Below are 24,983 nucleotides of genomic sequence, written 5' to 3' on the forward strand. Positions count from 1 at the left end.
CACCGGAACGAAGCGCTTCCAGCTAGGGAAAGCACCAAAGGAGAGTTTGAAATGCCTGGGAAAAAGACCGACAAGAACAGTCCGCGCGCCGCGGCCAATCTTGTCGAGCAGTACCGTCCGCTCGGCCTGAAGGCCGTCCTTGCCGCTGCTCTGCAGGTCAAGCCGAAGCCGGTCAAGAAACCCGCTTTGCCGAAGCAACCGGCCTGATCCCTAAAATAGCGATAGTTGACGGTCCTCCGGCGGCTCGTTGGACTTTGAGGCGGGCCTTGCGGCAACGCTCACCGGGGCCTGGAGATCGGCGCCGGTATTTGCCACCTTGTTCACCTTGTCGGATACGGCGATGGCTTCGAAATAGTCGTCGCTCGCCGGCACCATGAGGTCCACGATGTCGCGCGGCTCCTGCGTCCTGCATTCAAGCCAGCGGGCAAAATCCTCGGGCTTGATGACGACCGGCATACGATCGTGAATATCCGCGATCCGGGCATTGGCGCGCGTGGTCAGGATCGCGCCGGTATCGACCTCTGAACCGTCCGCCGAAGACCAGGTCTCCATGAGACCGGCGAAAGCGACGATGCCGCCATTTTTTGGGCGAATCCAGTAAGCCTGCGATGGCTCGCCGCTCTCCTTGGGCGGGCGATGCCATTCGTAGAAGCCGGAAGCCGGAACCAGGATGCGCCGATGGCGCATCGCTGCCTTGAACGAGGCCTTGCCGATCGCGGTTTCAGCACGTGCATTGATCAGCAGCGGAAAATCGCGCGGGTCTTTCACCCATGACGGCGTAAAGCCCCAGCGCACGAGCAGCGCCCTGCGCTCCGGCAGGTTGCTGCCTGACAGCCGGCGGTCCCCGGCAATGACGACGAGAATGGGTTGCGTCGGCGCGATGTTGAACCGCGCCGGAAAGTTCTCCGCCTCCAGGAGGCCGAGAAACTCCGCCACTTCTTCCGATGTCGCCGTCAGCGCAAATCGTCCGCACATGGAATTCAAATCGCACTTCGCCTAAGGTGGGTCAATATTTCAATTAAGTGCAGAGTTCCCCGGCATGACACCTCCCCAACTCGCTTCCTCCGCCATTCTCGAGCGTGACGGCCGTTACCTGCTTGTGCGGCGGGCCAATCCGCCGTCGGCGGACATGTATGCCTTTCCCGGCGGGCGGGCTGAGGCCGGGGAGACCCCGCCAGACACGGCGGTGCGCGAGTTTCACGAGGAGACCGGCATCCGGCCGCGCAATCCGCAGCTGTTCGAAACCTATGACCTGCCACCACGCGAAGCGGATGGGTCGGGAGCGCGGCATTTTTTCCTTTCCGTCTTCAGGGTGGAGGCAGATTCGGACCTCATTGCCGTCGCGGGCGATGATGCGGCCGGCATCGGCTGGTACACAGCCGCCGAAATCCTCAACCTGCCGATCCCCGACAGCGTTCGCCAATGCGTGGAAAAACTCGAGGCGCTTCGCCGTTGATAATCGCTGCGCCGAGAATCAACTTGCTTCAGGCAGCGATTCGGGGCTTCAAAGGACCATGATCCGCTGCCTGGCCATTCGATCGTCTCTTTTGCTGGCTCTTGTTGCTCCGCCATCTGGCGCCCAGGCGCAGGACATGCCGGCAACCGGCACCCCGGCGGTGACCGCGGAAAAACCTGCGCCCTATGACGCCCGGCTGTTGCGGCTTTCGGAAATCCTCGGTTCCGTTCATTATCTGCGCACACTTTGCAAGGACGCGGCGGCGGACAGTTGGCGGCAATCAATGCAGGATCTGCTCGACAAGGAAGCCGGCGGCGAAGCACAGAGGCGCGCCCGCATGACGGCCGCATTCAACCGCGGATACCGGACTTTTGCCTCCGTTTACACGACCTGCACAGCCGCAGCGGTGGTCGCCGACGAGAGATACCGTGCCGAAGGAGCAACACTTGCATCAGAAATAACCGCCCGCTTTGGAAATTAACCGGAAATTAACCTCTTTTTTGAGGAGCCCGTGTCGTTTTGGGAAAAGGCTGCTAAGGTCGTTAAGAGAGTGGTAAGAAGTGGCGCCACCTCAAGTCAGGTGCCAGGTAAAGAGCGTGAAACGGCATGGAACGAATGATGGAACCCAGTCTGAATGACATCGACGACATGATCGTTCATGAGAAGATGCAGGCAGCCCTGGAACACCAGAATGAAGCTTGGGCGGATGGAATGGCTGACGGCATCGAGCCTGAGATCATCGCCGATGCGGCCATTGCCCTGGCTATGCGCGAAACGATCCGCCTGCACGGCGAAGACGGCGCGGAAGCCATGCTGAACTCGCTGCGCGAGCGCATGCTGGCCGGAGAATTCTCACCGGAACGTACTCTGCAGTAGTTTCGAGGCAGCCATGTTACGCCAGATGTCAGCAAACCGGCCAGTTGCGGTTCGATTTTCTGCGTTACTGCTTGCCGGGCTCGCTGCCTCCTCCTTTCTTTCTCCGCACGCTGCGTTTGCGCTCAGCGAGCTCAAGGAGATTCCCGGACAGGTGAACGAGGACGACAAGGGCAAGGACGACAGGGGCAAGGACGTCCCCGAAGTGGATGAGCCCGACGACGTGGGACCGATGCAGATCCCGATGCCCGACCCGCTCGTGAACAAGCCGGCTCGCGACGAACAGGACGATGCGGTCGAAGATACGGCACCGGCCGCTCCCGTCGAAGTGCTGTCCGATGTGTCGAAAATTCCGCAGGCCGTCGCCCGCATGCGCGAGTTGATCGTCGAGGCTGCGGCGTCCGGCGACATCGAACGGTTGCGATCGCTGCTCGGCAAGGGTCCGACGCAGACGCAGGTGGGCGAGAACGGCACCGATCCCGTCGAGGTCCTCAAGGGACTGTCCGGTGATCCGGAGGGAATCGAAATTCTGGCGATCCTGCTCGATGTTCTGTCGACAGGCTTCGTGCTGGTCGACAAGGGCACGCCGGACGAAATCTATGTCTGGCCCTATTTCACCGAAAAATCGCTTTCCTCCCTCTCCGCGCCTGAAAAGGTCGATCTCTTCCGACTGGTGACCGCCGGGGACGTTGCCGGGATGGAAGAGGGCGGCAACTACAATTTCTATCGCGTCGGCATCACGCCGGACGGCCAGTGGAAATTTTTCGTCGCGGGAGACTGACCAGCGGCGCAAAGCGCTTGCTCAGCCTCGCATGAAATCCTACCTGTTCATGTGATGAACAGGACAAATCTCATGCAACCCATTGCCCTTCCCGATCGCGCCATCGTCACCGTGTCTGGACAGGGTGCGCAGGATTTCCTGCAGGCGCTGATCACCACCGATCTCGGACGGTTGGAAGATGGCGAAGCCAAGCCGGGCGCATTGCTGACGCCGCAGGGCAAGATCCTTTTCGATTTTTTGGTGACGCGCGACGGCGAAGCGATCCGGCTTGAAACCGGGGTGGACCAGGCCGATGGCCTGTTGAAGCGGCTGACGATGTACAAGCTGCGGCTTCCGATCACACTCTCCGTAGCGTCGCCGGCTGCGGTTACCATCCAGTTTGCCGAGACATCTGGCGGTTATCGCGATGCCCGTTTCGCCAAGGCGGGCCACACCGTTTATCGCGCCTATGGCAAGGAGATGGGAGCAACCGGCATCGATGAATACGAGCGCCTGCGGATTGCGAGCGGCATTGCGGTTTCCGGCGGCGACTATGCGCTGCAGGATGCCTTTCCGCATGACGTGCTGATGGACAAGAACGGTGCGCTGTCGTTCAAGAAGGGATGCTACGTCGGACAGGAGGTCGTGTCCCGCATGCAGCATCGCGGCACGGCGCGCAAGCGCATCGTCACCGTCACGGCGGATAGCGCCCTGCCCGCAACTGGCACGCCTTTGACTGTCAAGGACCGGCCGATCGGCACGCTCGGCAGCGTCATCGGCGCCTCCGGTCTGGCGATCGTCCGCATCGACAAGGCGGGCGAGGCTATTGCTTCGGGTGAGGCAATCCTGGCTGGCGACGTGCCGGTAAAACTCGCCCTGCCCGCCTGGACGGGGCTTGAATTTCCAGCCGAAGCCGACGAGGCGAGCGCCTGATGTCTGCCCGCGCCTGGCAACGCATGCTCTCCGGACGGCGGCTCGACCTGCTCGATCCGTCGCCGCTCGATGTGGAACTCTCCGATATCGCCCACGGGCTCGCCCGTGTCGCCCGCTGGAATGGCCAGACGGAGGGCGATCATGCCTTTTCCGTCGCCCAGCACAGCCTCGTCGTCGAGGAAATCTTTCGCAGGCAATACAATGGTACGCCGGACGAATGCCAGATGGCGCTTCTGCACGATGCGCCGGAATATGTGATCGGCGACATGATCTCGCCCTTCAAGGCGGTGGTGGGCGGCGGCTACAAGGTCGTGGAGAAGCGCCTGGAAGGCGCCATTCACATCCGCTTCGGGCTTCCCGCGACGACACCGGCAGAGCTCAAGGTCAAGATCAAGAAGGCCGACCAGATCGCCGCCTATTTCGAGGCGACGGTGCTTGCCGGGTTTTCGCTCGAGGAAGCACGGAAATTCTTCGGCCAGCCGCGCGGCATCACCCGCGAGATGATCCTGATCGATCCGCTGCCGGCAATCGAGGCGCAAAGGCTCTTTGCCGCGCGGTTCGAGGCCATCGAGGCGCTGCGCGCCAACGCGCGGGCGGCATCCTGATGCCGCAGATCGTCGTCTCACCCCTCTCGCGCATCGCCGAAATGGCCGTTCGCCACGGCTGCCGCGAAATGATGAGCCTGCTTGCCAAGGACCAGAACTTTCATCGCCCGGCGGTGATCGACGCGACGCGTCATCTTCTGCTCAGCGTCAACGACATCAGTTTCGGTGGCAATGACGGGCTTGTGGCACCGCAGGAAGCTCATGTCATGCAGATCATCGGCTTTGCGCAGCAGTGGGATCGGGCAGCACCGCTGCTTGTCCACTGCTGGATGGGGATTTCCCGTTCGCCGGCCGCCGCCGCCATCGCCGCCTTGGCGGTGGAACCCGATCAGGACGAGATGGAACTGGCACGGCGCCTGCGCGCCGCCTCTGCCTATGTCACGCCGAACAGCCGCCTGATCGAGATTGGCGACCATCTTTTGTCGCGCAACGGGCGGCTGGTGGCAGCGGTCAAGGCGATCGGCCGGGGAGCCGACACGGACGGCAATGTGCCTTTTGTCTTTTCGCCACTGCCGGAGCCCGTCTCCCATGCCGGCTGACGATGTGATCACCGTCGAGATCGGCCTCAACGCGGCGATCGTCGCCGTGACCAGCCGCTCGCCGCGCATCCTTGCCGTCAGCGAAGGACAGGAGGACGGCCGCGACGGCCTGCCCTTCGGCCCCTTCGATCCCGCCCGTCACCGCACCTTCGAGACCAGCCTGCGCGCCAGCGTCGAGCAGCAGACGGCGCTTGATCTCGGCTACATCGAGCAGCTCTACACCTTCGGCGACCGCGGCCGGCATCGCTCTCCCGGGGAAAGCGGCAAGCATATGGTGTCGGTCGGCTATCTGGCGCTGACGCGCACCGACGCGGAAAACAATGCGCGGCTGGCGGATGCCGGTGCCCATTGGCGCGACTGGTACAACTACCTTCCCTGGGAGGACTGGCGACAGGGCCGGCCTGCAATCATCGATCAGATCATTCTTCCCGCCTTGCGGCTATGGGAAAAAACCGGGCATCAGGATGAGCGCATGGGCCTGCCGCAGCGACGCACGCGTATGCGGCTTGCCTTCGGGCTTGATGATTTTCCATGGGATGAAGAGCGCGTACTGGAGCGCTATGAGCTTCTCTACGAGGCGGGGCTGGTCGGCGAGGCAGTGATCGACGGGCGGGCGGTTGCGACGGCGACACCGCCGATCGGGATCACCATGCGGCACGACCACCGCCGCATCGTCGCCACCGCCGTCGCGCGGCTGCGCGGCAAGATCAAATACCGGCCGGTGATCTTCGAGCTGATGCCTCCGGATTTCACGCTGACGGACCTGCAGGCCACGGTCGAGGCCATTTCCGGCCGCCACCTGCACAAGCAGAACTTCCGCCGCCTGGTCGAGGGGGCCGAGCTGGTGGAGCCGACCGGCATGTTGACGGCCGCCACCGGCGGCCGGCCGGCGGCCCTCTTCCGCTTCCGCCGTCAGATTCTCGACGAACGCCCCGCCCCGGGATTGAAAGTCGGCGGCCGATAGCGCCGCGGATTGCACCCATCTTCCACACCATGCCCTCACCTATTGCAGCGAGCCGCAGGAGCACGACCGCTATTCGATCACGGCGCAGGCCAGGCGCTCGCCGGCATCGCCGGAGGGCTGGCTGCGGTTGTCGTCGGATTGGGAATGGATCATCAGCGCCCGGCCGCGAATGCCGTTTTCGGCATTGTCGAGCACCACCATGCTGTTGAACACCTGGGCACGCAAGACGCCGTCACTGCCGACATACTGGTTCGGCAGATCGCCGGCATGCGGGCCGTTGGCAGCGAGGAACCCGTGTTCGGTCTTGCCCGGATTGAAATGGTTGCCGGCCGACTCGTGGCCTTGCGCAGCATCGCATCTGCCGGTTTCATGGACATGGAATGCCACCCATTTGCCCGGCGGCAGGTCAGTAACCTCGACTTCAATGAACACGCCGTTCTTGGCCGCGGTCAAGGCCGCCCTGCCTGTCTCCTTGCCATCCTTGCCGATAAAATTGGCGACCGCCGTCTGCGACGAAGGCTGTGCAAAGATGGGTGTTGCGACACAGGCGGCCAGCGCCACCGTCAAGATGAGGTTCTTCATCTGGATATCCTTCCGGTTGATCGAACGCGTGCGATCAACCCCAACGCACGGATGTCCTTGCGGTTCCGGCTGGAAGACGAGAAGGAAGCCACACAGTGATGTATCCGCCATACGCGATATGAAGAGGGGACAGGAACCGAGTTAAACCGGTTCGGCACGACGCGGCGGAAGCACCTAAAAAAACCTGATCGCCGACGTCACCATGATGACGAGGGCAACGGCCATCATCAACGGTCGTACCGGCAGGTGTTTGACAACGAGAGCGCCGGCCGGCGCCGCAAGGACGCCGCCGAGGATGAGGCCTATCGCCGAGCCGAGCTCGGACCAGCCGAGGGTCAGGATGAACGTCAGCGAGATCGTCAAGGTCACGACGAATTCGGTGAGGCTGGTGGAACCGATGACCTTCTTCGGCTCATGGCCGCGGCCGATCAGCGAGGTCGTGACGATCGATCCCCAGCCACCACCGCCAGCCGCGTCCAGCGCACCACCGCCGAAGCCGACAAAGGGTACTGCCCAGTCCTTGACCTCCCGCAGCCAGAGCGGCCGAAAAGCCTTGAACAGAATATAGATGCCGACCAGCGCCAGATAGCCCGAGACATAGGGTTCGAGCATCTTGCCCTCGACATTGGAGACCCCATAGGCACCCAGGGCCCCGCCGATCATACCGGCCGGCGCCAGGCGCAGGACGAGCCGCCAGTCGATATTGCGATGATAGATGTGGGAGGCGCCGGAAGCCGCGGTGGTGAAGATTTCGGTAATATGGGTCATGGCGCTTGCGGTTGCCGGCGGCACGCCAAAGGCCAGCAGGCTCGTGGTGGACAGAAGGCCGAAGGCCATCCCCAGCGCACCATCGACGAGTTGCGCAAGGAAACCAATGGTAACGAAAACCCAGAAATCTGCCGACACGAACAGTCCTTTTAAATTGCGCCGCTCGAACCGAGGCTCGTTTGCGCCAACTTCCCAGCGTGGTAAAGGTTCCCCGTCGACAATGCATGCATGTCAACAGGCAGCGAGGTCCGAATCGATGCAGACGATTGTTCTCCTTCTCGCCGGCTCCCTGCTCATAGCGCCAGAGGACAAGCCGAACATTCCCGATTATTTTGACAGCAACGGCGCATCGGACCAGCCGAAGATCACCATATGCAACCTGAATGGCGAGGATGTGAATGGTCCCTTCAAGACCTGCCGCTACGATTGCGGCAAGTCGCTGACGATCGGCGCGCGCCTTGTCTGCCCGTTCGTGCTGCAGCAGTAGGAGACGGCGATGAAGGGCTTCGACTGGCATGCCGACGCGATCAATCGCGATACCGCTGTCACGGCGACATACCGCAACACCCAGAATGTCCGACGCTTCCTCACGAAGCAGTGCGGCGAAAACTTCGCCTTTGATCGGCCCTTCATGGCCTGGATCAAGGACGGCAGGGCAAAGACAATGGGCGACGTCGCGGATGAGTGGACGGGACGGCGTGCTGCGGCAAAGCGGCTGTGACGCCCTTCAGCCAATGACGACGTCGAGCCCGATGTCCAGCGTCGGCGCCGCCATGGTGATCTTCGAAGTCGAGATGTAATCGACGCCGGTTTCGGCGATGGCGCGGATGGTCTGGAAATTGACGTTGCCGGAAGCCTCCAGCCGGGTACGGCGGGGATCGGCCGCATAGGCGTCGGCCGAAAGCTGCCAATGCGCCGCATTGACCGCGACGGCTTCGCTCAGCAGGTCCGGCCCCATATTATCGAGCAGGATAACATCCGGACTGGCGGTCAGGGCCTCGCGCATCTGCTCCAGGCCATCGACCTCCACCTCGATCTTGACCAGATGGCCGCAATAGGCGCGTGCGGCGTTGACGGCGCTGGCGACACCGCCGGAAACGGCGATGTGGTTGTCCTTGATCAGGATCGCATCGTCGAGGCCGTAGCGATGGTTGGAACCGCCGCCGAGTCGGACAGCGTATTTCTCGAGCGCCCGCAAGCCCGGAATGGTCTTGCGGGTGCAGCAGACCCTGGCGCGGGTGTGGGCGATCTCGGTGGCGAATGTCGAGGTATAGGTGGCGATACCGCAGAGATGCATGAGGAAATTCAGGGCGACGCGCTCGGCCGACAGAAGCCCGCGCGCGGGGCCGGAGATGCGGGCAAGCACCGTGCCCGGATGAACGTGGTCGCCATCCGCCACCAGTGCATCGAAGCGAATTGCCGGATCGATCAGCCGGAAGGCCGCGCGGGCCAGTTCCATACCGGCGACAACGCCGTTTTCGCGGGCGTTCATTTCCGCGGTGGCTGTCCTGTCAGGCGCGATCGTCGCGTAGGTGGTGATATCGCCGGCGCGACCCAGGTCTTCGAGCAGGGCGGCGCGAACATGCTCCTCGGCCATCAGGGCGGGCAGTTCGGGACGAAGGGGCGTCAGGGGCATTGCGGTTCCTCTTCAAAGTGCTGCGACGAAGGTTCCAGTTTCTCGTAAACCGGCTCCCTCCCTCCCATCGTCACCCTCGGGCTTGACCCGAGGGTCCAGGCACGACCTGCATGGACCCTCGGGTCAAGCCCGAGGGTGACGGAGTAAGATGGCTTGTGGAAAGCAATTCTACGCCGCCTCCGTCTCCGCCACGTCCGCGACGATGCGGTCGGCCTCAGCGAGCGTCAGATACGTGCGGCGTTTCCATTCGGCGCGCGGCTCCGGGCAATCCGAACGGAAATGGCCGCCGCGGCTCTCAGTGCGCTGGAGGGCGGCAACCGCCATCAGCTTTGCCGTGGTGAGGATGTTACTGAAACGCAGGCGGGTGTTCTGGTGCTCGAGATTGGCGATGGCGCGGATGGCGCGGGCCAGACTGTCCTTGTTGCGGATGACACCGACATGGTCACTCATGACATGCCGCAGCGCCGTCAGCGGCGGGCTGTCTTCCAGCGTCACCGGATCGTCGTTCTCGCCGGCATTGTTGCCCCAGCCGGTGATTTTCGGCTCGGGCAGCATGCCCTTTATGTTTTCGGCGATGCGGGCGGCGAAGACGACGGCCTCCAGCAGCGAGTTGGAGGCAAGTCGGTTGGCGCCGTGGACGCCGGTCGAAGTCACCTCGCCCGCTGCCCACAGCCCGTCGATCGCGGTGCGGCCTTCGGCGTCGGTGAGGACGCCGCCCATATGATAGTGCACGGCCGGGACGACCGGGATCGGCTGGGTCACCGGGTCGATGCCGGCTGACATGCAGGAGGCGTAGACGGTCGGGAAGGCCTCGGGGAAATGCGCGCCCACGGCCTTCGTGCAGTCGAGGAACGCGCCGCGTTTGGCCAGCACCTCGGCGAAAACGCCGCGCGAAACGATATCGCGTGGCGCAAGTTCACCGTCCGGATGGATGTCGAGCATGAAGCGATGACCGGCGGAATTGATCAGGTGTGCGCCGTCGCCGCGCAGCGCTTCGGTCGCGAGCGGCGCCGGATCGCGGCCGATATTGATCGCGGTCGGATGGAACTGGATGAATTCCGGATCGGCAATGATCGCCCCGGCACGGGCGGCCATGCCGACGCCCTGCCCGCAGGCTTCGGTCGGGTTGGTCGTGACCGAAAAGAGATGGCCGACGCCGCCGGAGCAAAGCACGACGGCACGGGCCGGGAACGAGACGCGCTTCTTCGACTGGCCGGCATCCGGCCGGGCGATGACGCCGGAGATGAAGCGGCCCTGGCGCACCAGTTCCTCGACGACATAACCTTCGAGCACGCGGATCGACGGCGTGTTGCGCACGGCCGCGATAAGAGCCTCCATGATCGCCTTGCCAGCCATATCGCCCTTGACGCGGACGATGCGGCGCTCGGAGTGCGCGGCCTCGCGCGACAACAGCAGCTTGCCTTCAAGATCGCGGTCGAAAGGCACGCCGTAGCCCAGCAGATCGTGAATGCGCGCCGGGCCTTCGGCGACCATCAGCCGCGTCATCTTCTCATCGACGATGCCGGCACCGGCGTTGAGCGTATCGGCGACATGCTTGTCGATCGTATCGCCGAGACCCATGGCCGCGGCAATGCCCCCTTGCGCCCAGGTGGAAGAGGCGCCGTGGCCGATCGGCGCGGCGGCGAGCACGGTGACGGGACGCGGGCTGAGCTTCAGCGCGCAGAAAAGGCCGGCAAGACCGCCGCCGACAATGACGATATCGTCGATGCCGTTGAAGGATTGCGGGCGGAAATGGTCAGTCAGCATTGCTTCAGGCTCCCACGGTCGCGGACTGATCTCCCCCCTTGAGGGGGAGATGTCACGAGGTGACAGAGGGGGTTTCCACGATTGAGGGCGGCGCCAGGAACACCCCCCTCTGCCCTGCCGGGCATCTCCCCCTCAAGGGGGGAGATCGCAAGCCGGGAGCTCCCGGTTCCAAATCCGTTGTCCGTGCTGTTTCGCATTTCGCCCCTCCCGACTGAACCAAAATTACTGCTTCAAATTCACCATCCGCTCGACGGCAAGGCGGGCGCGGTCGGCGATCGCCGGATCTACAAGCACCTCCTCCGTCATGTTGAGCAGGCTGTCGAGAATCTTCGGCAGCGTGATGCGCTTCATGTGCGGACAGAGATTGCATGGCTTGATGAAATCGACGCCCTTGACCTCCGCCTGGATGTTCGACGCCATCGAGCATTCGGTGACGAGCAGCACGCGGGCCGGACGCTTGTCCTTGACATAGTTGATCATGCCCGACGTGGAGCCGGCGAAGTCGCAGACGGCGATGACGTCCGGATGGCATTCAGGGTGCCCAATGATCTCGATCGAAGGATCGGCCTCCTTGTAGGCAAGCAGTTCGGCTGCCGTGAAGCGTTCGTGCACCTCGCAGTGGCCCTTCCAGGTGAGGATCTTCTTCTTCGTCTGCTTGGAGACGTTCATCGCCAGATATTCATCGGGGATGCAGAGCACAGTGTCGCTCTCGAGGCTTTCGACGACCGCCAGAACGTTGGACGACGTGCAGCAGATATCGGTCTCGGCCTTCACGTCGGCCGACGTGTTGACATAGGTGACCACCGGCACGCCGGGATAACGCTCCTTCAACAGCCGGACATCGGCGCCAGTAATCGATTCTGACAGCGAGCAGCCGGCCTTGGCATCCGGGATCAGCACGGTCTTTTCCGGATTAAGCAGCTTGGAGGTCTCGGCCATGAAGTGCACGCCGCACTGGATGATGATCTCGGCATTGACCTTGGTGGCGTCGCGCGCAAGCTGCAACGAGTCCCCGACGATATCGGCGACGCAGTGAAAGATGTCCGGCGTCTGGTAATTATGGGCGAGGATGACGGCACCGCGCTCCTTCTTCAGCTGGTTGATGGCGTGCACATAGGGCGCATAGACCGGCCACTCGAAGGCGGGAATGAATTGCTTCACGCGCTCGTAGAGATGGGCCGTTTCGCGGGCGATCTCAGGCGTAAAGGTCAGGTCCGGCTTTTCGATGATGCCGAAACGTTCAGCGGCGGTCTGGAATGCGCCGGAAGTCTCAAGGGCCGCATTGGTCTGTGCGATCGTCATCGAACTGCTCCTCTCACCGCCCCTCCGGCGGTAAAACCCATTTTGCTCAACTTGAGCATAACAGGATCAAAACAAAACCGGCAGTGCCGGTGGACGAGACTTAGAAAGTTTTGTGACAATTTTCAAGAATGCCCTCCCGCTATTTCTGCGGGAGGGGCCAAGAATTTGCGGGGTGTCAGGCGATCGCCGGGCGGGCGACGGGCTTCTCCTCGATCGGCCAATGGACGAAGGCGGCGAAGATGCCGAGCGCCACGCCAAGCCACCAGACCGGATCATAGGAGCCGAAGCGGTCATAGAGATAGCCGCCCATCCAGACGCCGAGGAACGAGCCCACCTGGTGCGACAGGAAAACGATGCCGCCGAGCAGGCCGAGATGCCCCGTGCCGAACATGATGGCGACGAGACCATTGGTCGGCGGCACGGTCGACAGCCACAGGAGACCCATGACGACAGCGAAGATGATGACCGACGTCGGCGACTGCGGCAGGAGCAGGAAGAGAGCGACGGCGATCGAACGGCCGATATAGATCAGCGACAGGAAATAGGGCTTTGAATAGTGCTGGCCGATGATGCCAGCCGATAGCGAGCCGATGATGTTGAAGAAGCCGATCAGCGCGAGTGCGATCACCGCATAGCGCGCATCGATGCCGATATCGCCGATGTAGGCCGGGAAATGCGCGGTAATGAACGCCACCTGATAGCCGCAGACGAAGAAGCCGGATACGAGCAGCAGGTAGCTCTTGTGGGCGAAAGCCTCCTTCAAGGCCTCGCCGATCGACTGCTTGTAGAGCGCTTCCTTCTGACTACCGGACGAGGAATTGCCACGCAGCGGGATCGCGAACAGCGGCACAAGCAGCATCAGAAGGCCGAGATAAACGAGACTGTCCGACCAGCCATATGCGGAGATCAGGCCCTGGCTCAGGGGCGCGAACAGGAACATGCCGGCCGAACCCGCCGCCGTGCCGATGCCGAAGACCATGGAGCGCCGGTGCGGCGTGACGTTGCGGGCGAAGGCCGACAACACCGTGCCGAAGGAGCCAGCACCGACCGCCAGGCCCACCAGCACGCCGCCACCGATATGCAAGGTGGCGGGCGAGCCGCCTAACGACATCAGGACCAGCCCGGCGGCATAGAGAAGCCCGGAGATGGCCAACACCCGCCACGTGCCGAACTTGTCGGCGATGGCGCCGAAGAAGGGCTGGCTGAGACCCCAGCAGAGATTCTGCAACGCCATGGCAAGGCCGAAGGTGGTTCGGTCCCAGCCGGTATCGGCGAGCATCGGCAACTGGAAGAAGCCCATGGCCGAGCGTGGGCCGAAGGTGAGCAAGGCGACGAGCGACCCGGCGGCAATGATCAGCCAGGGAAGACCGTGGCTGGCGGCGGGTGCGCGCGTCGTGGATTGGGAAATAGCGGACATGAGCGGCTCCCGGTTATTGAGGCGCCAAGCTACCCGCCCTGGAGGCTCCCAAAAAGTGAATTAAAATGACCTTGTGATCAACCAAATTGATGGATGGCCGGACGATCCTGGCGGCAAGGCGTTTTTCGTTTCTGAAAAACATCCTCCGGTCCTTTGCGTTTCTCGACTGGAGGACGGCTGATAGCTTCGCCAAAAATTACGCGGAGGCGATCATGCTGACAAAAACGAAATCGACGGACATCACCCTCTGGGACGGACGCGCGATCCCGCGGCTCGGCATGGGCTGCTGGGCGATCGGCGGGCCGTTTCATGCCGGCGACGTGCCGCTTGGTTGGGGCGATGTGGACGATGCGGAATCCATCCGGGCGATCCGCCGCGCCATCGATCTGGGTATTTTCTTCTTCGACACAGCATCGAACTACGGTGCCGGCCACTCGGAGGAAGTGCTGGGAGAGGCGCTGGCCGGCCGTCCCGACATCGTCGTGGCGACGAAATTCGGCTTTGCGACGGACTATGCAACGAAACAGGCAACCGGCGCCTTCGCCTCGCCGGATTTCATCCGTGCGTCGCTCGAAACCTCCCTCAAGCGGCTGAGGCGCGAGCGGATCGACCTGTTGCAATTCCACCTCAACGAATTCGATCCCATCGAAGCCGATGACGTCTTCGATACGCTCGACGCGCTGCGCGCCGAAGGTAAGATCGCGGCCTATGGCTGGAGCACGGATTGGCCGGAACGGGCCGCCCGCTTTGCCAATCGCGAGGGCTTCATTTCCGTTCAGCACACGATGAATGTGCTCGAACCGGTGCCCGAGATGATCGCGCTCATCGAAAGGGAGAGCCTCATCTCCATCAACCGCGGTCCGCTGGCAATGGGCCTCTTGTCCGGCAAATTCAAGCCGGGCGACCGGCTGGCCGCAAACGACGTGCGCAGCGCCGATTTCTATTGGCTGAAATATTTCCGCGACGGCGCCGTCGATCCGGATTTTTCCAGGCGGCTCGATTCGATCCGCGAGCTATTGCGCTCGGACGGGCGGACGCTGACGCAGGGCGCGCTGGCATGGCTATGGGCACGCTCACCGAACACGCTGCCGATTCCGGGTTTCCGAACGGTTGCGCAAGTGGAGGAAAATGCCGGGGCGCTTGAGAAAGGGCCGCTGTCGCCGCCCATCATGGAGACTATCGAACGGGCGCTGAAACGACAGTGATGCTGATGCCTGAGCCGCTGCCGGATCACTCCCTCACCTTCATCGGCCAGCGCTCCTCACGAACCTTGAGGACCCGCATGTCGTCGCCGAGGCTGAGCGTCCCCTCGCCACGCGGCACGGCGTTCCAGCCGAACAGGACGCCCGGAACGCGGCGGTCGGCCGACATGCGTTTTTCGGCGAGCCCCTGGATCGGGTTGCCGCCGATGCGCTCGCCGGTCGCCTGGTCCTGCGTCGTCATGATGCATCGGGCGCAGGGTTTGACGAGATCGAAGGCGATGCCGCCGATCTCGACGCTTTCCCACAGGTCTTCTTCCCAAGGGTCGTCATTGTCGATGAGGATATTGGTGCGGAAGCGGTCCATGCCGACCGCCTCCTGCCCCTTGGCGATCAGCGAGACGTTGAGATCGGCGAGCGAGGCGGTTGTCGTGATCAGCACCTGGTAGCCGTCGGCAAAGCTCATCGGGCTCTCAGGCCCCGCCCATTGCGGATTGGCACACCGGCTGGCGGCGGCATCGATATGGACGAGCTTGACCGGTTGGCCGAACCAGCCCGACAGTGTCGTGTTGACGGCCTCCGTTGCGACTGCCGCGTTGACGTCGCTCGACCAGACGCGCACGTCCATGCGGTTGGCGGGATCGAACGAGGCAGTGACGGCGCAGGCCCCCATCGTCAGGTGAATGCCGCCGCTGACATGCGTCGCCTCGACCTGGGCAAGCGACTGCAGTTCGCGCTGGGTGATGAACCGGCCATCCGGATCGACGATCATGAAACGGCGATCGCCGGCAAGGCCGTCCAGTTGGACGGAGACGGAGGTCTGCGCGTTGGCACGACCACTTTTCAGCGGGTGAATATTGAGACCGTTCACCTTCATGTCGGTATCCCTGCTGTTCAGAGTGTGATTCAAGTCCATCGCAGACCGATTCCGCCGATCGACGTAAGTCATTGTCTGTCTTTGCTATATTTCCTTGATCAGCATGGCAAGCACCGCGCGCAGCCTCTCCTGCCGCTGGCGGGCAAGCGCGCGGCCCGCGGCCGTCTGGAAGCCGTCCGTCAGCTTGAACAGCTTCGTCTCGAAATGGTCAATGGCATAGGCCTTGTCATCGAGCGGACGGTCTTCTGCCAGAGGGTCGAGCGGATCGTAGAGCCCGCTTCCCATGCGACCGGCAATGTAGAAGCAGCGGGCCGCGCCGATCATGCCGATGGCATCGAGCCGGTCTGCATCCTGCAGGATTTTCGCTTCCAGACTTTCCGGCGGGAGGTTGGCTGAGAAACTATGCGTGAGGATCGCATGCGCAACGGCGGTGATCTCTGCGGTGCGCCATCCGAGTTCGTCGAGCAGTTCGAAGGCCCTTTCGGCGGCGAGGCGCGACGCCTGGGCCCGTATGGGCGAATTCTTCTCGACAGAAACGCAATCATGCAGCAGCACGGCAGCAGCAAGGATGCGCAGGTCGCCGCCTTCGGCCGCATGGATACGCCGCACATTCTTCCACACACGAATCAAATGGGCCGCATCATGCGAGCCATCATCAGCGGAAGCGCCGTGCGGCAGAAGCCGTTCGGCGAGAGCTTCATGAGGCGCGAATGCAGCGGCAAGCGAAGACAGGTGGCCCATGCGAAAGCCCTCCGAGGGGAGACAGGAGAATCGAAGCGATCAGGCTGTTTGGCCCGGTTCCGCGTCGATGTCCACAGGCGTTTTCGGCTCTGGTGGAATGCTCACCCTCCCGGACAGTATCCGCTGGTAGAACAGGCCGATGCCGATCAACACGCCGCCGAGGCCGATGAACGAGAGCGCCCGCAGGAAGCCTTCGAGATTGGCCATGTCGATCAGGAAGACCTTCAGCACCGCGACGAAGACCAGCACCGCAGAGGCGACGCGGATGCTCTTGGCGTTGAAACGCGAACCGAGCGCTAGAAGCAGAACGCCGAGAACGAGCCAGACGACGGAATAGGTATAGGTCTCGCCCTGCAGGAAGCCTTTCCAATCGGCGATGCTTTCGCCTTGCCAGAAGCGGCGCACGGACAGCGTGGCCCAGGAAAAGGCGAGGACCGCGCCCGTCACCGCAAGCGCTGTAACATAGGGCATCGGCCGTTTTCCGCGGGCATACCAGGCAAGGCCTACATAGCCCAGTCCCGGCAACAGATAACCGATCAGCAGCAGGTCGAAGAACGGCACGGAGCCGAGCAGTTCGCCGCTGAAATAAGGATTGAGGCCGAGCAGATGCGCACCAAGGATCGAGAGCATCGACAGGACGCCGGCCGCCATGCTGCCATAGCGGAAGACAGGACTCGGCGATTTCATGTCGAACGTCATCAGGATGCCGGAGGCGCCGATCGCAAGCAGGGTGTAGATCGACTGTTCTGCCAGTGTTGGCACCGAACTGTCGAGCACGCCATCGTTCATCGCGTGGCGCACCAAGATGGCGACGGCCAGCAGCGCAAACAGGCTCGCCAGCGCCTGCAGCAGGTTTCGGGCGCGCAGGTCAGGCCAATTCCTGAGTTCAAAGGCGGAGAGGACGAGAAGCAGCGCCGGGATACCGTAACCGGCGAGCAGCGCGTTGAAGACCGGCGTCGTGCCAAGACTCTGCGGCCCGACAATGGTCGGTTCCCAGGCGATGCGGGCAAGCACCACAATCGCGGCACCCACCATCATCCAGGGCAACGCCGGCCAAGCGCGCAGACGTGTTGCCGCGACATAGGCGCCCCCCAGGAAGGCGATCAGGGTGGTGGTTGCAAGACCTTCCGTCAGCGCATGCAACGCGATGACGAACAGGCCAAGCGATCCGGCGACCACAAACATCTGCGGCAGAGCGATATTTTCCTGCGGCACATCGCGGCGCGGCAGCCATTCGGCAAGACCGAGCAGGACAATGCCCGCGGCAAGCGAAAACAATCCATGCGGCAGGTCGAAGGTCAGGTTACCGGTCATCAGCAGCGACATGCCGGTGAGCGCGAATGGCACGATCGCCATGATCGCCGCCCATAGTGTGGCGAGAGGCGGATGATCGGTCAGATGCAGACGGTTTGCCAGGGCTCCGAGCGCGATGAAGACAGAGGAGAGCGCCATGCTGGCGAGCATCGCGGTTCGTCCGGATACGGCAATCGTCGCAATGGCCCCGGGAAAAGCTGGATCGATGAAGGTCAGGAGGCCGCTCAGCGCCGTGATGCTCCAGAGGCCCGCGATCGCGGTAAAGGCGGCAGACAAGGCGGGATAGACGGCGTAACCGCGCAGAGCGCCCAACCCCGCTAGCGCGGAAACGACCACACAGAACACCGCGACCGGATAATCGGACGCCGCAGCGATTGGGCTGATCATGGCGAGCGCGGTCAAAAGCGTGGAGATGCCGGTCGTGACCGTAATAGCGGCCAACGGTGGCGCCATCACACGATCCCACGACGTGCGCGGCAGCGCCGATCGTTGACCATCCACCGCCTCCGGCAGATCGCCGCCAGCGATGCGTCCCGGCCAGATAAGCCCGACCCCGGCGATCATCACCAGCATCACCAGTGTCACCGGCAGCGTCGCGAACGGCGTTGCCGAGGCGATATAGGCGAGCGCCCAGAGGCAAAGGCCGATATTGGCGAGCGAGGGAACAATCGCCCAGCGGCGAATACGGGCCGCAAGCAGCGTCGCACTCCAGGCGATGGCAAGGAAGCCGAACAGGCTCCAGGGGCTGGGGCTCTCGGACGACACCAGTGCCGGGGTGACGAGCGAGGCGAGAAGGCCGAGCCCGGCAAGCGCCTGGCCATGCAGCAGGGAAAGGCCGACCGTCGCGAGCGACACCAGCGCCAGCAGCGCGAAGGCAGCGGCCGGGCCGATGAAGCCGTAGATGCCGTGCGCGGCATAGCAGACGCCGAACAGGGTCACCGCGCCCGCTGCCGTCAGGATGCCGGGGATCATCGCATTCTGGAACGTGTCGGCGACCAGCGGCACGGCGCGGCGACGGACCAGTTCCCCGATGCCGATCAGCAGGAGACCGAAGATTGCCGCCATGAACAGCCGCACCGCGGGGCTGAGCAGACCCGCGTCGATCGAATATTTGACCATGAAGACGCCGCCAAGCGCCAGCGCGATGCCGCCGACCCAAACGGCCCAGCGCGCACCAAGGCGGCTTTCGAGGCTTTCCTTCGGTCGTGGTGCGACCGCGTCGATCACGGACGCTGGTGCGGATCTCGCCGCCACCGGCTCACCGCGCGACGCCTTTTCGACGATATCCTGGCTGGGCGGCGGCCCGCCGAAGATCGCGTCGCCCTTGCTGATTTCGGCGAGGCGCTTCCGCTCCACGGTTGCGGTCCGAACCGCTTGCCTGGGGCGTTCCGCCGGTTCGGATTGCGCGGCGCTCTCCGTCCCCGCAGCGGCTGAAACAGCGGGCCGCAGTTCCTCGATCCGTTTCAACTCTTCCTTGAGTGCCGCAATCTCCGTCTCCAGCCGCTCGGCCGTCTTGCGTCCGTTGAGAAGCGCCGCCAACGCGATGCCAAAGGCAACGAAAGCAATGACTTCGATCATGTTTTCCCCTCAGGCCGGTGCGGCGCAACGGCACCGACCATACAGCTTTTCACCCGCAGTCAAAATCCAGGACGGTTGAAGAAAGCAATCTCTTCGCCAGATTGTCGCGAACCTGTCATTGTCCGGCGGCTATGCATGTTTCGATGCGCCTCTGCGCAGTTTCCGGACAAAGAGGAGAATGAACCATGGATCACGTTGCTGCCCCGACAACCGCACCCGAAATCGAGACGCTGACCGACCGGCGCGAAGCGCTCGAAGACATCGGCCAGAACTGTTCCACCAACCCGACCATGGGCGACATCATCAACCGCCGCTTTTCGCGCCGGTCGTTCATGGCCGGTTCGCTTGCCGTGGCCGCGATCTCTACCACCGTAAGCCCGCTCGCGATCCTGACGGCAGAGGATGCACGCGCCAACGGCCGCCTGTCCGGTTTCGATTTCACCGAGATCGAGGCCGGCGTCGATGAAACCCATCACGTCGCCGAAGGCTATGACGCCAATATCCTCCTGCGCTGGGGCGACAAGCTGTTTGCCGACAGCCCGGATTTCGATCCGCTGAACCAGACGGCCGCGGCGCAGGAAAAACTGTTCGGCTACAACAATGACTATGTCGGGTTCATTCCGCTTGAGGGAAATCCCGATCATGGCCTGCTCGTCGTCAACCACGAATACACCAATGCCGAAATCATGTTTCCGAAGTTCACGTCCATCGTGAAGGAAACGAAGGATGGCAAGGAAGTCGAGAAGGTCCAGCTCGGCGAATACACCAAAGAGCTGGTCGATATCGAAATGGCCGCGCATGGCGGCACGATCGTCGAAATCCGCAAGGTCGATGGCAAATGGCAGCCGGTGCTCGACGGCAAGTACAATCGCCGCATCACCGCCAAGACCGAAATGCAGCTTTCCGGCCCGGTTGCCGGCCACGAGCGGGTGAAGACGCCGTCCGACCCGACCGGCAAACAGGTCTTCGGCACAATCAACAATTGCGCCGGCGGCGTCACCGCCTGGGGCACGTATCTGATGTCGGAAGAGAACTTCAATGGTTATTTCGGCGGCGAGATCGCCGAGGACCATCCGGAGTTCAAGCAGCTGAAGCGCCTCGGCGCGCCCGGCGGCAGTTATGAATGGTCGAAATTCTACGACCGTTTTGACGTTTCAAAGGAGCCGACCGAAGCCAACCGTTTCGGCTGGATCGTCGAAGTCGACGTCATGGACCCGAACTCGGTGCCGAAGAAGCGCACCGCGACCGGCCGCTACAAGCATGAAGGCTGCGAATCGATCGTCAACAAGGATGGTCGCGTCGTGCTCTATTCCGGCGACGACGAGCGTTTCGACTATGTCTACAAGTTCGTGACCAAGGCTGCCTTCAATCCGAACGATCGCGCGGCCAACATGGACATTCTCGACGAGGGCACGCTCTATGTCGCCAAGTTCGATGCCGACGGCACCGTCGAGTGGATGCCGCTCATCCATGGCGAAGGTCCGCTGACTGAAGCGAACGGCTTTGCCTCGCAGGCCGACGTTCTGATCAACACGCGTCTTGCCTCCGACGCGCTCGGCGCCACCAAGATGGACCGGCCGGAAGATATCCAGCCTAACGCGAAGACCGGCAAGGTCTATGTGATGCTGACCAACAATACCAAGCGCAAGGACGACCAGATCGACGCTGCCAACCCGCGCGCCAAAAACGCCTTCGGTCACATCGTCGAGATCACCGAGACCGACGGTGACTATACCTCGACCAAGTCAAAGTGGGACGTTCTCCTGAAATGCGGCGATCCGTCCGTCGCCGAAGTCGGCGCATCCTTCTCGACGGCCACGACGAAGAACGGCTGGTTCGGCATGCCGGACAACTGCGCCATCGACGCCGACGGCCGCCTCTGGGTCGCAACCGACGGCAACAATGAGAAGGACACGGGCCGCACCGATGGCATCTGGGCCGTCGATACCGAGGGCGATGCCCGAGGCACGTCGAAGCTGTTCTTCCGTGTGCCGGTCGGCGCTGAAATGTGCGGACCGAGCTTCAACCCGACGTCCGACACGTTCTTCGTCGCGGTCCAGCATCCGGGTGACGCGGGACTTGCAACCTTTGAAAATCCCGCCACACGCTGGCCGGACTTCAAAGGCGACATGCCGGTGCGCCCGGCCGTGATCGCCATCACCAAACAGGGCGGCGGCAAGATCGGCTGATATCTTTCTTGAAGGGAGAAATGGCGCTGCATTCGCGGCGCCATTTTTCGTTGTTTCGCAGCCGCAGGGGACGATCCTGCCTTCGCAGAACACCTTGCCCATGCAGGTCCGGGGATTCCTTATGAGTGCGCGACGGTATCTTGAGGCTTCAGCGCCTTCAGGGCGGCCTGGACGAAACCGTCGCGCGCCGTCGAGAGGGCAATGCCACGCGGCTCATAGACATGGCGATGAAGGAAAAAGGCCGTCATGCGGAAGGCCGCCAGCAGGCTGTCGTAGTCGGCGGCACCACCTTCGGTCAGAAAAGCAGGCAGCGCCAGCATCTTGTCGGCATAGGGCGCGCCCGCCTTGCGGCTGACGGCGCGGCCGGATTTCGGAGAGACATAGATCAGATCGGAGCGCTCACCGGTTGCAACACATTCCGCCAGATCAAGACCGAAGCCGAGATCATTGAGCACGGCGATCTCGAAGCGCACGAACAATTCGCCGGCGTCGCGCGGATCGTGGAGATTTTCGAGGATGACATTAAGCGCTTCATAGAGATGCGGATGCGGATCACGTTCCGGGAGAAGCCTCAGAAGTGCCCCCATGGCCTGGACGCCGTAGACCGATGTCGCCGCCTCCATCAGGCGTGCCGCACGCAGGCGCACCGGCTCGACGCGGAATTCACCGAGATGCTCATCGAGCCGCGCCCGCCAGATGACCTCGACCTCGTTTCCGGGCTGCAAGACCGGCTGCATCGTCCGCGAACGGCCGCCACGCACGAGCCCGAGATGACGCCCGTGCGCGCGGGTCATGAGCTCGGCAATGACGGAGGTTTCGCCATGCCGCTTGACGCCGATGATGATGGCCTGATCGCTCCACTGCATGGAACTGTTCTACCCTTGGCGACTGATGAAAACAACGGCGAGGCGCTTCAGGCTTCAGAACAAGCACGTTTGCGCGGCATGAAAGTGGAGCTTCAAACGCCCGACTTTCCGCCGCAACTGCACGAAGCGCCACGTTATGCACGCAATCCCGGGCGGTGAACGTCGGACTGCTATTTCCGCTTCATCGCCTCGGCCAGGGCCGCTCCGAAGGCGCCCTGCGACGGGGCCTGCGGCTTCGGCTGTGGCGCGCGAGCCTGGTTCTGGCGGCTCTGATGGGCTGCCTTTGCGTCGCCCCTCGCCTCGCGTCCGCCCGGCTCTGCGGCACCGTCCTTGCGCATGGTAAGCCCAATGCGCTTGCGCGGGACATCGACCTCGGTCACACGCACCTTGACGACATCGCCGGCTTTCACAACCTCATGCGGGTCCTTGATGAAGCGATCGGCGAGCTGGGAGACGTGGACCAGTCCGTCCTGGTGGACGCCGATGTCGACGAAGGCGCCGAAGGCCGCAACGTTGGTGACGGTGCCTTCGAGCAGCATGCCGGGCTTCAGGTCCTTGATATCGTCGACACCGTCGGCGAAGGTCGCGGTCTTGAAGCTTGGGCGCGGGTCGCGGCCGGGCTTTTCGAGTTCGGCGAGAATGTCCTTGACCGTCGGCAGGCCGAAGCGCTCGTCGACGAAGGTGCGCGGATCAAGGCTTTTCAAGATCGCGCTGTCGCCCATGATGGCCCGCACGTCGCGGCCACAGGCGGCGACGATCTTCTTCGCGACGCCATAGGCTTCCGGATGCACGGAAGATGCATCCAGCGGCTCCTTGCCGTTCGGGATGCGCAGGAAGCCGGCGCATTGCTCGAAGGTGCGGGCGCCGAGCCGCGGCACCTTCATCAGTTGCTTGCGGCTTTCGAAGGGGCCCGTCGCATCGCGATGGGCAACAATCGCCTCGGCGGACGATTTTCCAAGTCCGGAAACACGGGCGAGCAGCGGCGCCGACGCAGTGTTGAGATCAACCCCGACGGCGTTCACCGCGTCTTCGACGACGGCGTCGAGCGAGCGGTTGAGACGGCCCTGGTCGACATCGTGCTGGTATTGGCCGACGCCGATCGATTTCGGCTCGATCTTGACCAGCTCGGCCAGCGGATCCTGCAGGCGGCGGGCAATCGAGACGGCACCGCGCAGGGAAACATCGAGGCCCGGAAATTCGTCAGCCGCCGTTTGCGAGGCCGAATAGACCGAAGCGCCGGCTTCCGAGACGATGACCTTGGTCGGCTTCGGTCCCGCTGGCAGCTGGCTCAGCATGTCGGCGACGAGACGTTCCGTCTCGCGGCTGCCTGTGCCGTTGCCGATGGCGATCAGTTCTATCCTGTGTTTGCGCACGAGGCTTGCAAGTTCGGCCTGCGTGCCGCGAATGTCGTTCTTCGGCGGGAACGGATAGACCGTCGTCGTCTCGAGCAACTTGCCGGTGCCATCGACCACCGCGACCTTGACGCCGGTGCGGATACCGGGATCGAGACCCATCGTCGCGCGCGACCCGGCGGGAGCGGCAAGCAGCAGGTCCTTGAGATTGCGGGCGAAGACATGGATCGCCTCCTCTTCCGCGCGTTCACGCATTTCGCGCATCAGATCGAGCGACAGTGACATCGACAGCTTGACGCGCCAGGTCCAGCCGATCACCTCCATCAGCCATTTGTCGGCCGGCAGCGTGGCGCCGACATTGTAGACGGCGGCGATGGTGCGCTCGACCGGCTTGACCGGCGACGTGTCGTCCTGATCGACGACGATATCGACGGAGAGAAACTCCTCGTTCCAACCGCGCAACATGGCAAGTGCCCGGTGGCCAGCGACGGTTGCCCAGCGTTCGGAATGGTCGAAATAGTCGGAGAATTTGGCGCCGGCCTCCTGCTTGCCGTCGACCACCTTGGCGCGCAGAAACGCGACCTGCCGCATATGGGCGCGCAGCCGCCCGAGCAGGTCGGCATTTTCGGTGATGCCCTCGGCAATGATGTCGCGGGCGCCATCGAGCGCCGTCTTGACGTCCGCCACCTCCGCCGTGATGAAGGCCGATGCGCGGTCTGCCGGCGCGACGGAGCGGTCGGCCAGAATGGCCTCCGCCAGCGGCGCCAGTCCACGCTCACGAGCGATTTCCGCCTTGGTTCGCCGCTTCGGCTTGTAGGGCAGATAGATATCTTCCAGCTCCGCCTTCGTGGTGACGGCGGCGATCTTGGCTTCCAACTCTTCCGTCAGCTTGTCCTGGCTACGGATCGAGTCGAGGATCGAGATCCGGCGGGCTTCCAGTTCGCGCAGATAGACGAGACGTTCGGCCAGATCGCGCAACTGCGTGTCGTCCAGACCGCCGGTCACTTCCTTGCGATAGCGCGCGATGAAGGGAACGGTGGCGCCCTCGTCAAGCAACTCGATGGCTGCAATCACCTGCGCAGGCGTCGCCTTGATTTCCTGGGCGATGAGGACGGCAATGGGCTTTGAAGGCAGGGGCATGGCATTCCGTGTCTTGATGATGATGATGATGATGATGTGGCAGGCACCATAGAGGCACATGCCATCAAGGCCAAGTGCTCCACCGGTTAATGAGCGTCCACAGAAGGATCATGCCGTCCTTGCCA

General features: G+C 62.9%; 26 protein-coding genes. 14 read left to right on the forward strand and 12 right to left on the reverse strand.

The features are described 5' to 3' along the window. The first annotated feature begins 51 nt into the window (after positions 1-51). Entirely contained in the window at positions 52-207 is a 156-nt protein-coding gene (locus tag ACSQ2W_RS01275; RefSeq protein ID WP_436084611.1) for a hypothetical protein, read from the forward strand. A gap of 3 nt (positions 208-210) precedes the next feature. Here ACSQ2W_RS01275 and ACSQ2W_RS01280 read toward each other — a convergent pair whose 3' ends face one another. Further along, positions 211-975 carry an SOS response-associated peptidase gene (locus tag ACSQ2W_RS01280; protein WP_436087636.1) on the reverse strand — a complete coding sequence of 255 codons (765 nt, stop codon included), beginning with the start codon at positions 973-975 and terminating at the stop codon, positions 211-213. A 64-nt stretch (positions 976-1,039) separates the two neighbouring features. Between ACSQ2W_RS01280 and ACSQ2W_RS01285 the strand changes: the two genes are divergently transcribed. The 8 genes from ACSQ2W_RS01285 (at position 1,040) to ACSQ2W_RS01320 (ending at position 6,130) form a co-directional block, all read left to right on the forward strand. Next, complete coding sequence (locus ACSQ2W_RS01285; RefSeq protein ID WP_436084612.1) at positions 1,040-1,456, forward strand: NUDIX hydrolase; 417 nt, start codon at positions 1,040-1,042, stop codon at positions 1,454-1,456. 58 nt (positions 1,457-1,514) lie between these two features. Then, the gene (locus tag ACSQ2W_RS01290) at positions 1,515-1,937 is read left to right on the forward strand and encodes a TIGR02301 family protein (protein ID WP_436084613.1); all 423 of its coding nucleotides are present in this window, start codon (positions 1,515-1,517) and stop codon (positions 1,935-1,937) included. A gap of 125 nt (positions 1,938-2,062) precedes the next feature. Next, the gene (locus ACSQ2W_RS01295; RefSeq protein WP_113004128.1) at positions 2,063-2,332 is read left to right on the forward strand and encodes a hypothetical protein; all 270 of its coding nucleotides are present in this window, start codon (positions 2,063-2,065) and stop codon (positions 2,330-2,332) included. A 13-nt stretch (positions 2,333-2,345) separates the two neighbouring features. Next, complete coding sequence (locus tag ACSQ2W_RS01300) at positions 2,346-3,110, forward strand: hypothetical protein (RefSeq protein WP_436084614.1); 765 nt, start codon at positions 2,346-2,348, stop codon at positions 3,108-3,110. A 72-nt stretch (positions 3,111-3,182) separates the two neighbouring features. Continuing rightward, positions 3,183-4,022 carry a CAF17-like 4Fe-4S cluster assembly/insertion protein YgfZ gene (ygfZ, locus tag ACSQ2W_RS01305; protein ID WP_436084615.1) on the forward strand — a complete coding sequence of 280 codons (840 nt, stop codon included), beginning with the start codon at positions 3,183-3,185 and terminating at the stop codon, positions 4,020-4,022. Next, on the forward strand, positions 4,019-4,627 hold the full coding sequence (locus tag ACSQ2W_RS01310) for a YfbR-like 5'-deoxynucleotidase (protein WP_436087637.1): 609 nt from the start codon (positions 4,019-4,021) through the stop codon (positions 4,625-4,627). Before ygfZ ends, ACSQ2W_RS01310 begins: the two co-directional genes overlap by 4 nt. Beyond that, positions 4,627-5,166 carry a tyrosine phosphatase family protein gene (locus tag ACSQ2W_RS01315; RefSeq protein ID WP_436084616.1) on the forward strand — a complete coding sequence of 180 codons (540 nt, stop codon included), beginning with the start codon at positions 4,627-4,629 and terminating at the stop codon, positions 5,164-5,166. Before ACSQ2W_RS01310 ends, ACSQ2W_RS01315 begins: the two co-directional genes overlap by 1 nt. Next, entirely contained in the window at positions 5,156-6,130 is a 975-nt protein-coding gene (locus ACSQ2W_RS01320; protein ID WP_436084617.1) for an NUDIX hydrolase, read from the forward strand. The genes ACSQ2W_RS01315 and ACSQ2W_RS01320 overlap by 11 nt, the downstream gene beginning before the upstream one ends. A gap of 69 nt (positions 6,131-6,199) precedes the next feature. On the opposite strand, the gene ACSQ2W_RS01325 is transcribed toward ACSQ2W_RS01320, so the two are convergent. Next, entirely contained in the window at positions 6,200-6,712 is a 513-nt protein-coding gene (locus ACSQ2W_RS01325; RefSeq protein ID WP_436084618.1) for a superoxide dismutase family protein, read from the reverse strand. Positions 6,713-6,886: 174 nt separating this feature from the next. Beyond that, positions 6,887-7,618 (reverse strand): sulfite exporter TauE/SafE family protein, encoded by a 732-nt coding sequence (locus ACSQ2W_RS01330; protein WP_436084619.1) that lies wholly within the window; start codon positions 7,616-7,618, stop codon positions 6,887-6,889. 118 nt (positions 7,619-7,736) lie between these two features. Between ACSQ2W_RS01330 and ACSQ2W_RS01335 the strand changes: the two genes are divergently transcribed. Then, complete coding sequence (locus ACSQ2W_RS01335; RefSeq protein ID WP_436084620.1) at positions 7,737-7,967, forward strand: hypothetical protein; 231 nt, start codon at positions 7,737-7,739, stop codon at positions 7,965-7,967. Positions 7,968-7,976: 9 nt separating this feature from the next. Beyond that, a complete protein-coding gene (locus tag ACSQ2W_RS01340) occupies positions 7,977-8,201 on the forward strand; it encodes a DUF6434 domain-containing protein (RefSeq protein ID WP_436084621.1) in 225 nt (74 codons plus the stop codon). 6 nt (positions 8,202-8,207) lie between these two features. Here ACSQ2W_RS01340 and nadC read toward each other — a convergent pair whose 3' ends face one another. The 4 genes from nadC to ACSQ2W_RS01360 all read right to left on the reverse strand — a co-directional run bounded on the left by nadC (position 8,208) and on the right by ACSQ2W_RS01360 (position 13,602). Continuing rightward, positions 8,208-9,110 (reverse strand): carboxylating nicotinate-nucleotide diphosphorylase, encoded by a 903-nt coding sequence (gene nadC / locus ACSQ2W_RS01345; protein ID WP_436087638.1) that lies wholly within the window; start codon positions 9,108-9,110, stop codon positions 8,208-8,210. Between the two features lie 174 nt (positions 9,111-9,284). Next, positions 9,285-10,883, reverse strand: a complete 1,599-nt coding sequence (locus ACSQ2W_RS01350; protein WP_436084622.1) for an L-aspartate oxidase — start codon at positions 10,881-10,883, stop codon at positions 9,285-9,287. A 222-nt stretch (positions 10,884-11,105) separates the two neighbouring features. Then, positions 11,106-12,185 carry a quinolinate synthase NadA gene (nadA, locus tag ACSQ2W_RS01355; protein ID WP_436084623.1) on the reverse strand — a complete coding sequence of 360 codons (1,080 nt, stop codon included), beginning with the start codon at positions 12,183-12,185 and terminating at the stop codon, positions 11,106-11,108. Between the two features lie 175 nt (positions 12,186-12,360). Continuing rightward, positions 12,361-13,602: an MFS transporter gene (locus tag ACSQ2W_RS01360; protein WP_436084624.1), complete on the reverse strand. Its 1,242-nt coding sequence runs from the start codon at positions 13,600-13,602 to the stop codon at positions 12,361-12,363. A 212-nt stretch (positions 13,603-13,814) separates the two neighbouring features. Between ACSQ2W_RS01360 and ACSQ2W_RS01365 the strand changes: the two genes are divergently transcribed. Continuing rightward, positions 13,815-14,807 carry an aldo/keto reductase gene (locus tag ACSQ2W_RS01365; protein ID WP_436084625.1) on the forward strand — a complete coding sequence of 331 codons (993 nt, stop codon included), beginning with the start codon at positions 13,815-13,817 and terminating at the stop codon, positions 14,805-14,807. Between the two features lie 25 nt (positions 14,808-14,832). Here the strand turns inward: ACSQ2W_RS01365 and ACSQ2W_RS01370 are convergent, their stop codons facing one another. The 3 genes from ACSQ2W_RS01370 to ACSQ2W_RS01380 form a co-directional block, all read right to left on the reverse strand. Next, positions 14,833-15,678, reverse strand: a complete 846-nt coding sequence (locus tag ACSQ2W_RS01370) for an MOSC domain-containing protein (RefSeq protein WP_436084626.1) — start codon at positions 15,676-15,678, stop codon at positions 14,833-14,835. Between the two features lie 84 nt (positions 15,679-15,762). After that, a complete protein-coding gene (locus ACSQ2W_RS01375) occupies positions 15,763-16,419 on the reverse strand; it encodes an HD domain-containing protein (protein WP_436084627.1) in 657 nt (218 codons plus the stop codon). Between the two features lie 39 nt (positions 16,420-16,458). Beyond that, positions 16,459-19,311: a DUF2339 domain-containing protein gene (locus ACSQ2W_RS01380; protein WP_436084628.1), complete on the reverse strand. Its 2,853-nt coding sequence runs from the start codon at positions 19,309-19,311 to the stop codon at positions 16,459-16,461. A 185-nt stretch (positions 19,312-19,496) separates the two neighbouring features. On the opposite strand from ACSQ2W_RS01380, the gene ACSQ2W_RS01385 reads away from it, so the two are divergent. Then, a complete protein-coding gene (locus ACSQ2W_RS01385; protein ID WP_436084629.1) occupies positions 19,497-21,500 on the forward strand; it encodes a PhoX family protein in 2,004 nt (667 codons plus the stop codon). A gap of 119 nt (positions 21,501-21,619) precedes the next feature. Here the strand turns inward: ACSQ2W_RS01385 and recO are convergent, their stop codons facing one another. Continuing rightward, positions 21,620-22,366: a DNA repair protein RecO gene (gene recO / locus ACSQ2W_RS01390; RefSeq protein ID WP_436084630.1), complete on the reverse strand. Its 747-nt coding sequence runs from the start codon at positions 22,364-22,366 to the stop codon at positions 21,620-21,622. 15 nt (positions 22,367-22,381) lie between these two features. On the opposite strand from recO, the gene ACSQ2W_RS01395 reads away from it, so the two are divergent. After that, a complete protein-coding gene (locus ACSQ2W_RS01395; protein WP_436084631.1) occupies positions 22,382-22,525 on the forward strand; it encodes a hypothetical protein in 144 nt (47 codons plus the stop codon). Positions 22,526-22,536: 11 nt separating this feature from the next. On the opposite strand, the gene ACSQ2W_RS01400 is transcribed toward ACSQ2W_RS01395, so the two are convergent. Beyond that, on the reverse strand, positions 22,537-24,858 hold the full coding sequence (locus ACSQ2W_RS01400; RefSeq protein ID WP_436087639.1) for a Tex family protein: 2,322 nt from the start codon (positions 24,856-24,858) through the stop codon (positions 22,537-22,539). Positions 24,859-24,983: the final 125 nt, after the last annotated feature.

It is taken from the genome of Pararhizobium sp. LjRoot255, assembly GCF_964252905.1.
Taxonomy (GTDB): domain Bacteria; phylum Pseudomonadota; class Alphaproteobacteria; order Rhizobiales; family Rhizobiaceae; genus Pararhizobium.

Excerpts from the sequence above, each read along its gene's own strand:
- ACSQ2W_RS01315 (WP_436084616.1), top strand. The coding sequence starts at position 4,627 with ATGCCGCAGATCGTCGTCTCACCCCTCTCGCGCATCGCCGAAATGGCC.
- ACSQ2W_RS01280 (WP_436087636.1), bottom strand. The coding sequence starts at position 975 with ATGTGCGGACGATTTGCGCTGACGGCGACATCGGAAGAAGTGGCGGAG.
- ACSQ2W_RS01380 (WP_436084628.1), bottom strand. The coding sequence starts at position 19,311 with ATGATCGAAGTCATTGCTTTCGTTGCCTTTGGCATCGCGTTGGCGGCG.
- nadA (WP_436084623.1), bottom strand. The coding sequence starts at position 12,185 with ATGACGATCGCACAGACCAATGCGGCCCTTGAGACTTCCGGCGCATTC.
- ACSQ2W_RS01325 (WP_436084618.1), bottom strand. The coding sequence starts at position 6,712 with ATGAAGAACCTCATCTTGACGGTGGCGCTGGCCGCCTGTGTCGCAACA.
- recO (WP_436084630.1), bottom strand. The coding sequence starts at position 22,366 with ATGCAGTGGAGCGATCAGGCCATCATCATCGGCGTCAAGCGGCATGGC.
- ACSQ2W_RS01365 (WP_436084625.1), top strand. The coding sequence starts at position 13,815 with ATGCTGACAAAAACGAAATCGACGGACATCACCCTCTGGGACGGACGC.
- ACSQ2W_RS01285 (WP_436084612.1), top strand. The coding sequence starts at position 1,040 with ATGACACCTCCCCAACTCGCTTCCTCCGCCATTCTCGAGCGTGACGGC.
- ACSQ2W_RS01335 (WP_436084620.1), top strand. The coding sequence starts at position 7,737 with ATGCAGACGATTGTTCTCCTTCTCGCCGGCTCCCTGCTCATAGCGCCA.
- ygfZ (WP_436084615.1), top strand. The coding sequence starts at position 3,183 with ATGCAACCCATTGCCCTTCCCGATCGCGCCATCGTCACCGTGTCTGGA.
- ACSQ2W_RS01295 (WP_113004128.1), top strand. The coding sequence starts at position 2,063 with ATGGAACGAATGATGGAACCCAGTCTGAATGACATCGACGACATGATC.
- ACSQ2W_RS01350 (WP_436084622.1), bottom strand. The coding sequence starts at position 10,883 with ATGCTGACTGACCATTTCCGCCCGCAATCCTTCAACGGCATCGACGAT.
- ACSQ2W_RS01375 (WP_436084627.1), bottom strand. The coding sequence starts at position 16,419 with ATGGGCCACCTGTCTTCGCTTGCCGCTGCATTCGCGCCTCATGAAGCT.
- ACSQ2W_RS01275 (WP_436084611.1), top strand. The coding sequence starts at position 52 with ATGCCTGGGAAAAAGACCGACAAGAACAGTCCGCGCGCCGCGGCCAAT.
- ACSQ2W_RS01370 (WP_436084626.1), bottom strand. The coding sequence starts at position 15,678 with ATGAAGGTGAACGGTCTCAATATTCACCCGCTGAAAAGTGGTCGTGCC.
- ACSQ2W_RS01290 (WP_436084613.1), top strand. The coding sequence starts at position 1,515 with ATGATCCGCTGCCTGGCCATTCGATCGTCTCTTTTGCTGGCTCTTGTT.
- ACSQ2W_RS01340 (WP_436084621.1), top strand. The coding sequence starts at position 7,977 with ATGAAGGGCTTCGACTGGCATGCCGACGCGATCAATCGCGATACCGCT.
- ACSQ2W_RS01300 (WP_436084614.1), top strand. The coding sequence starts at position 2,346 with ATGTTACGCCAGATGTCAGCAAACCGGCCAGTTGCGGTTCGATTTTCT.
- ACSQ2W_RS01320 (WP_436084617.1), top strand. The coding sequence starts at position 5,156 with ATGCCGGCTGACGATGTGATCACCGTCGAGATCGGCCTCAACGCGGCG.
- ACSQ2W_RS01360 (WP_436084624.1), bottom strand. The coding sequence starts at position 13,602 with ATGTCCGCTATTTCCCAATCCACGACGCGCGCACCCGCCGCCAGCCAC.
- ACSQ2W_RS01400 (WP_436087639.1), bottom strand. The coding sequence starts at position 24,858 with ATGCCCCTGCCTTCAAAGCCCATTGCCGTCCTCATCGCCCAGGAAATC.
- ACSQ2W_RS01385 (WP_436084629.1), top strand. The coding sequence starts at position 19,497 with ATGGATCACGTTGCTGCCCCGACAACCGCACCCGAAATCGAGACGCTG.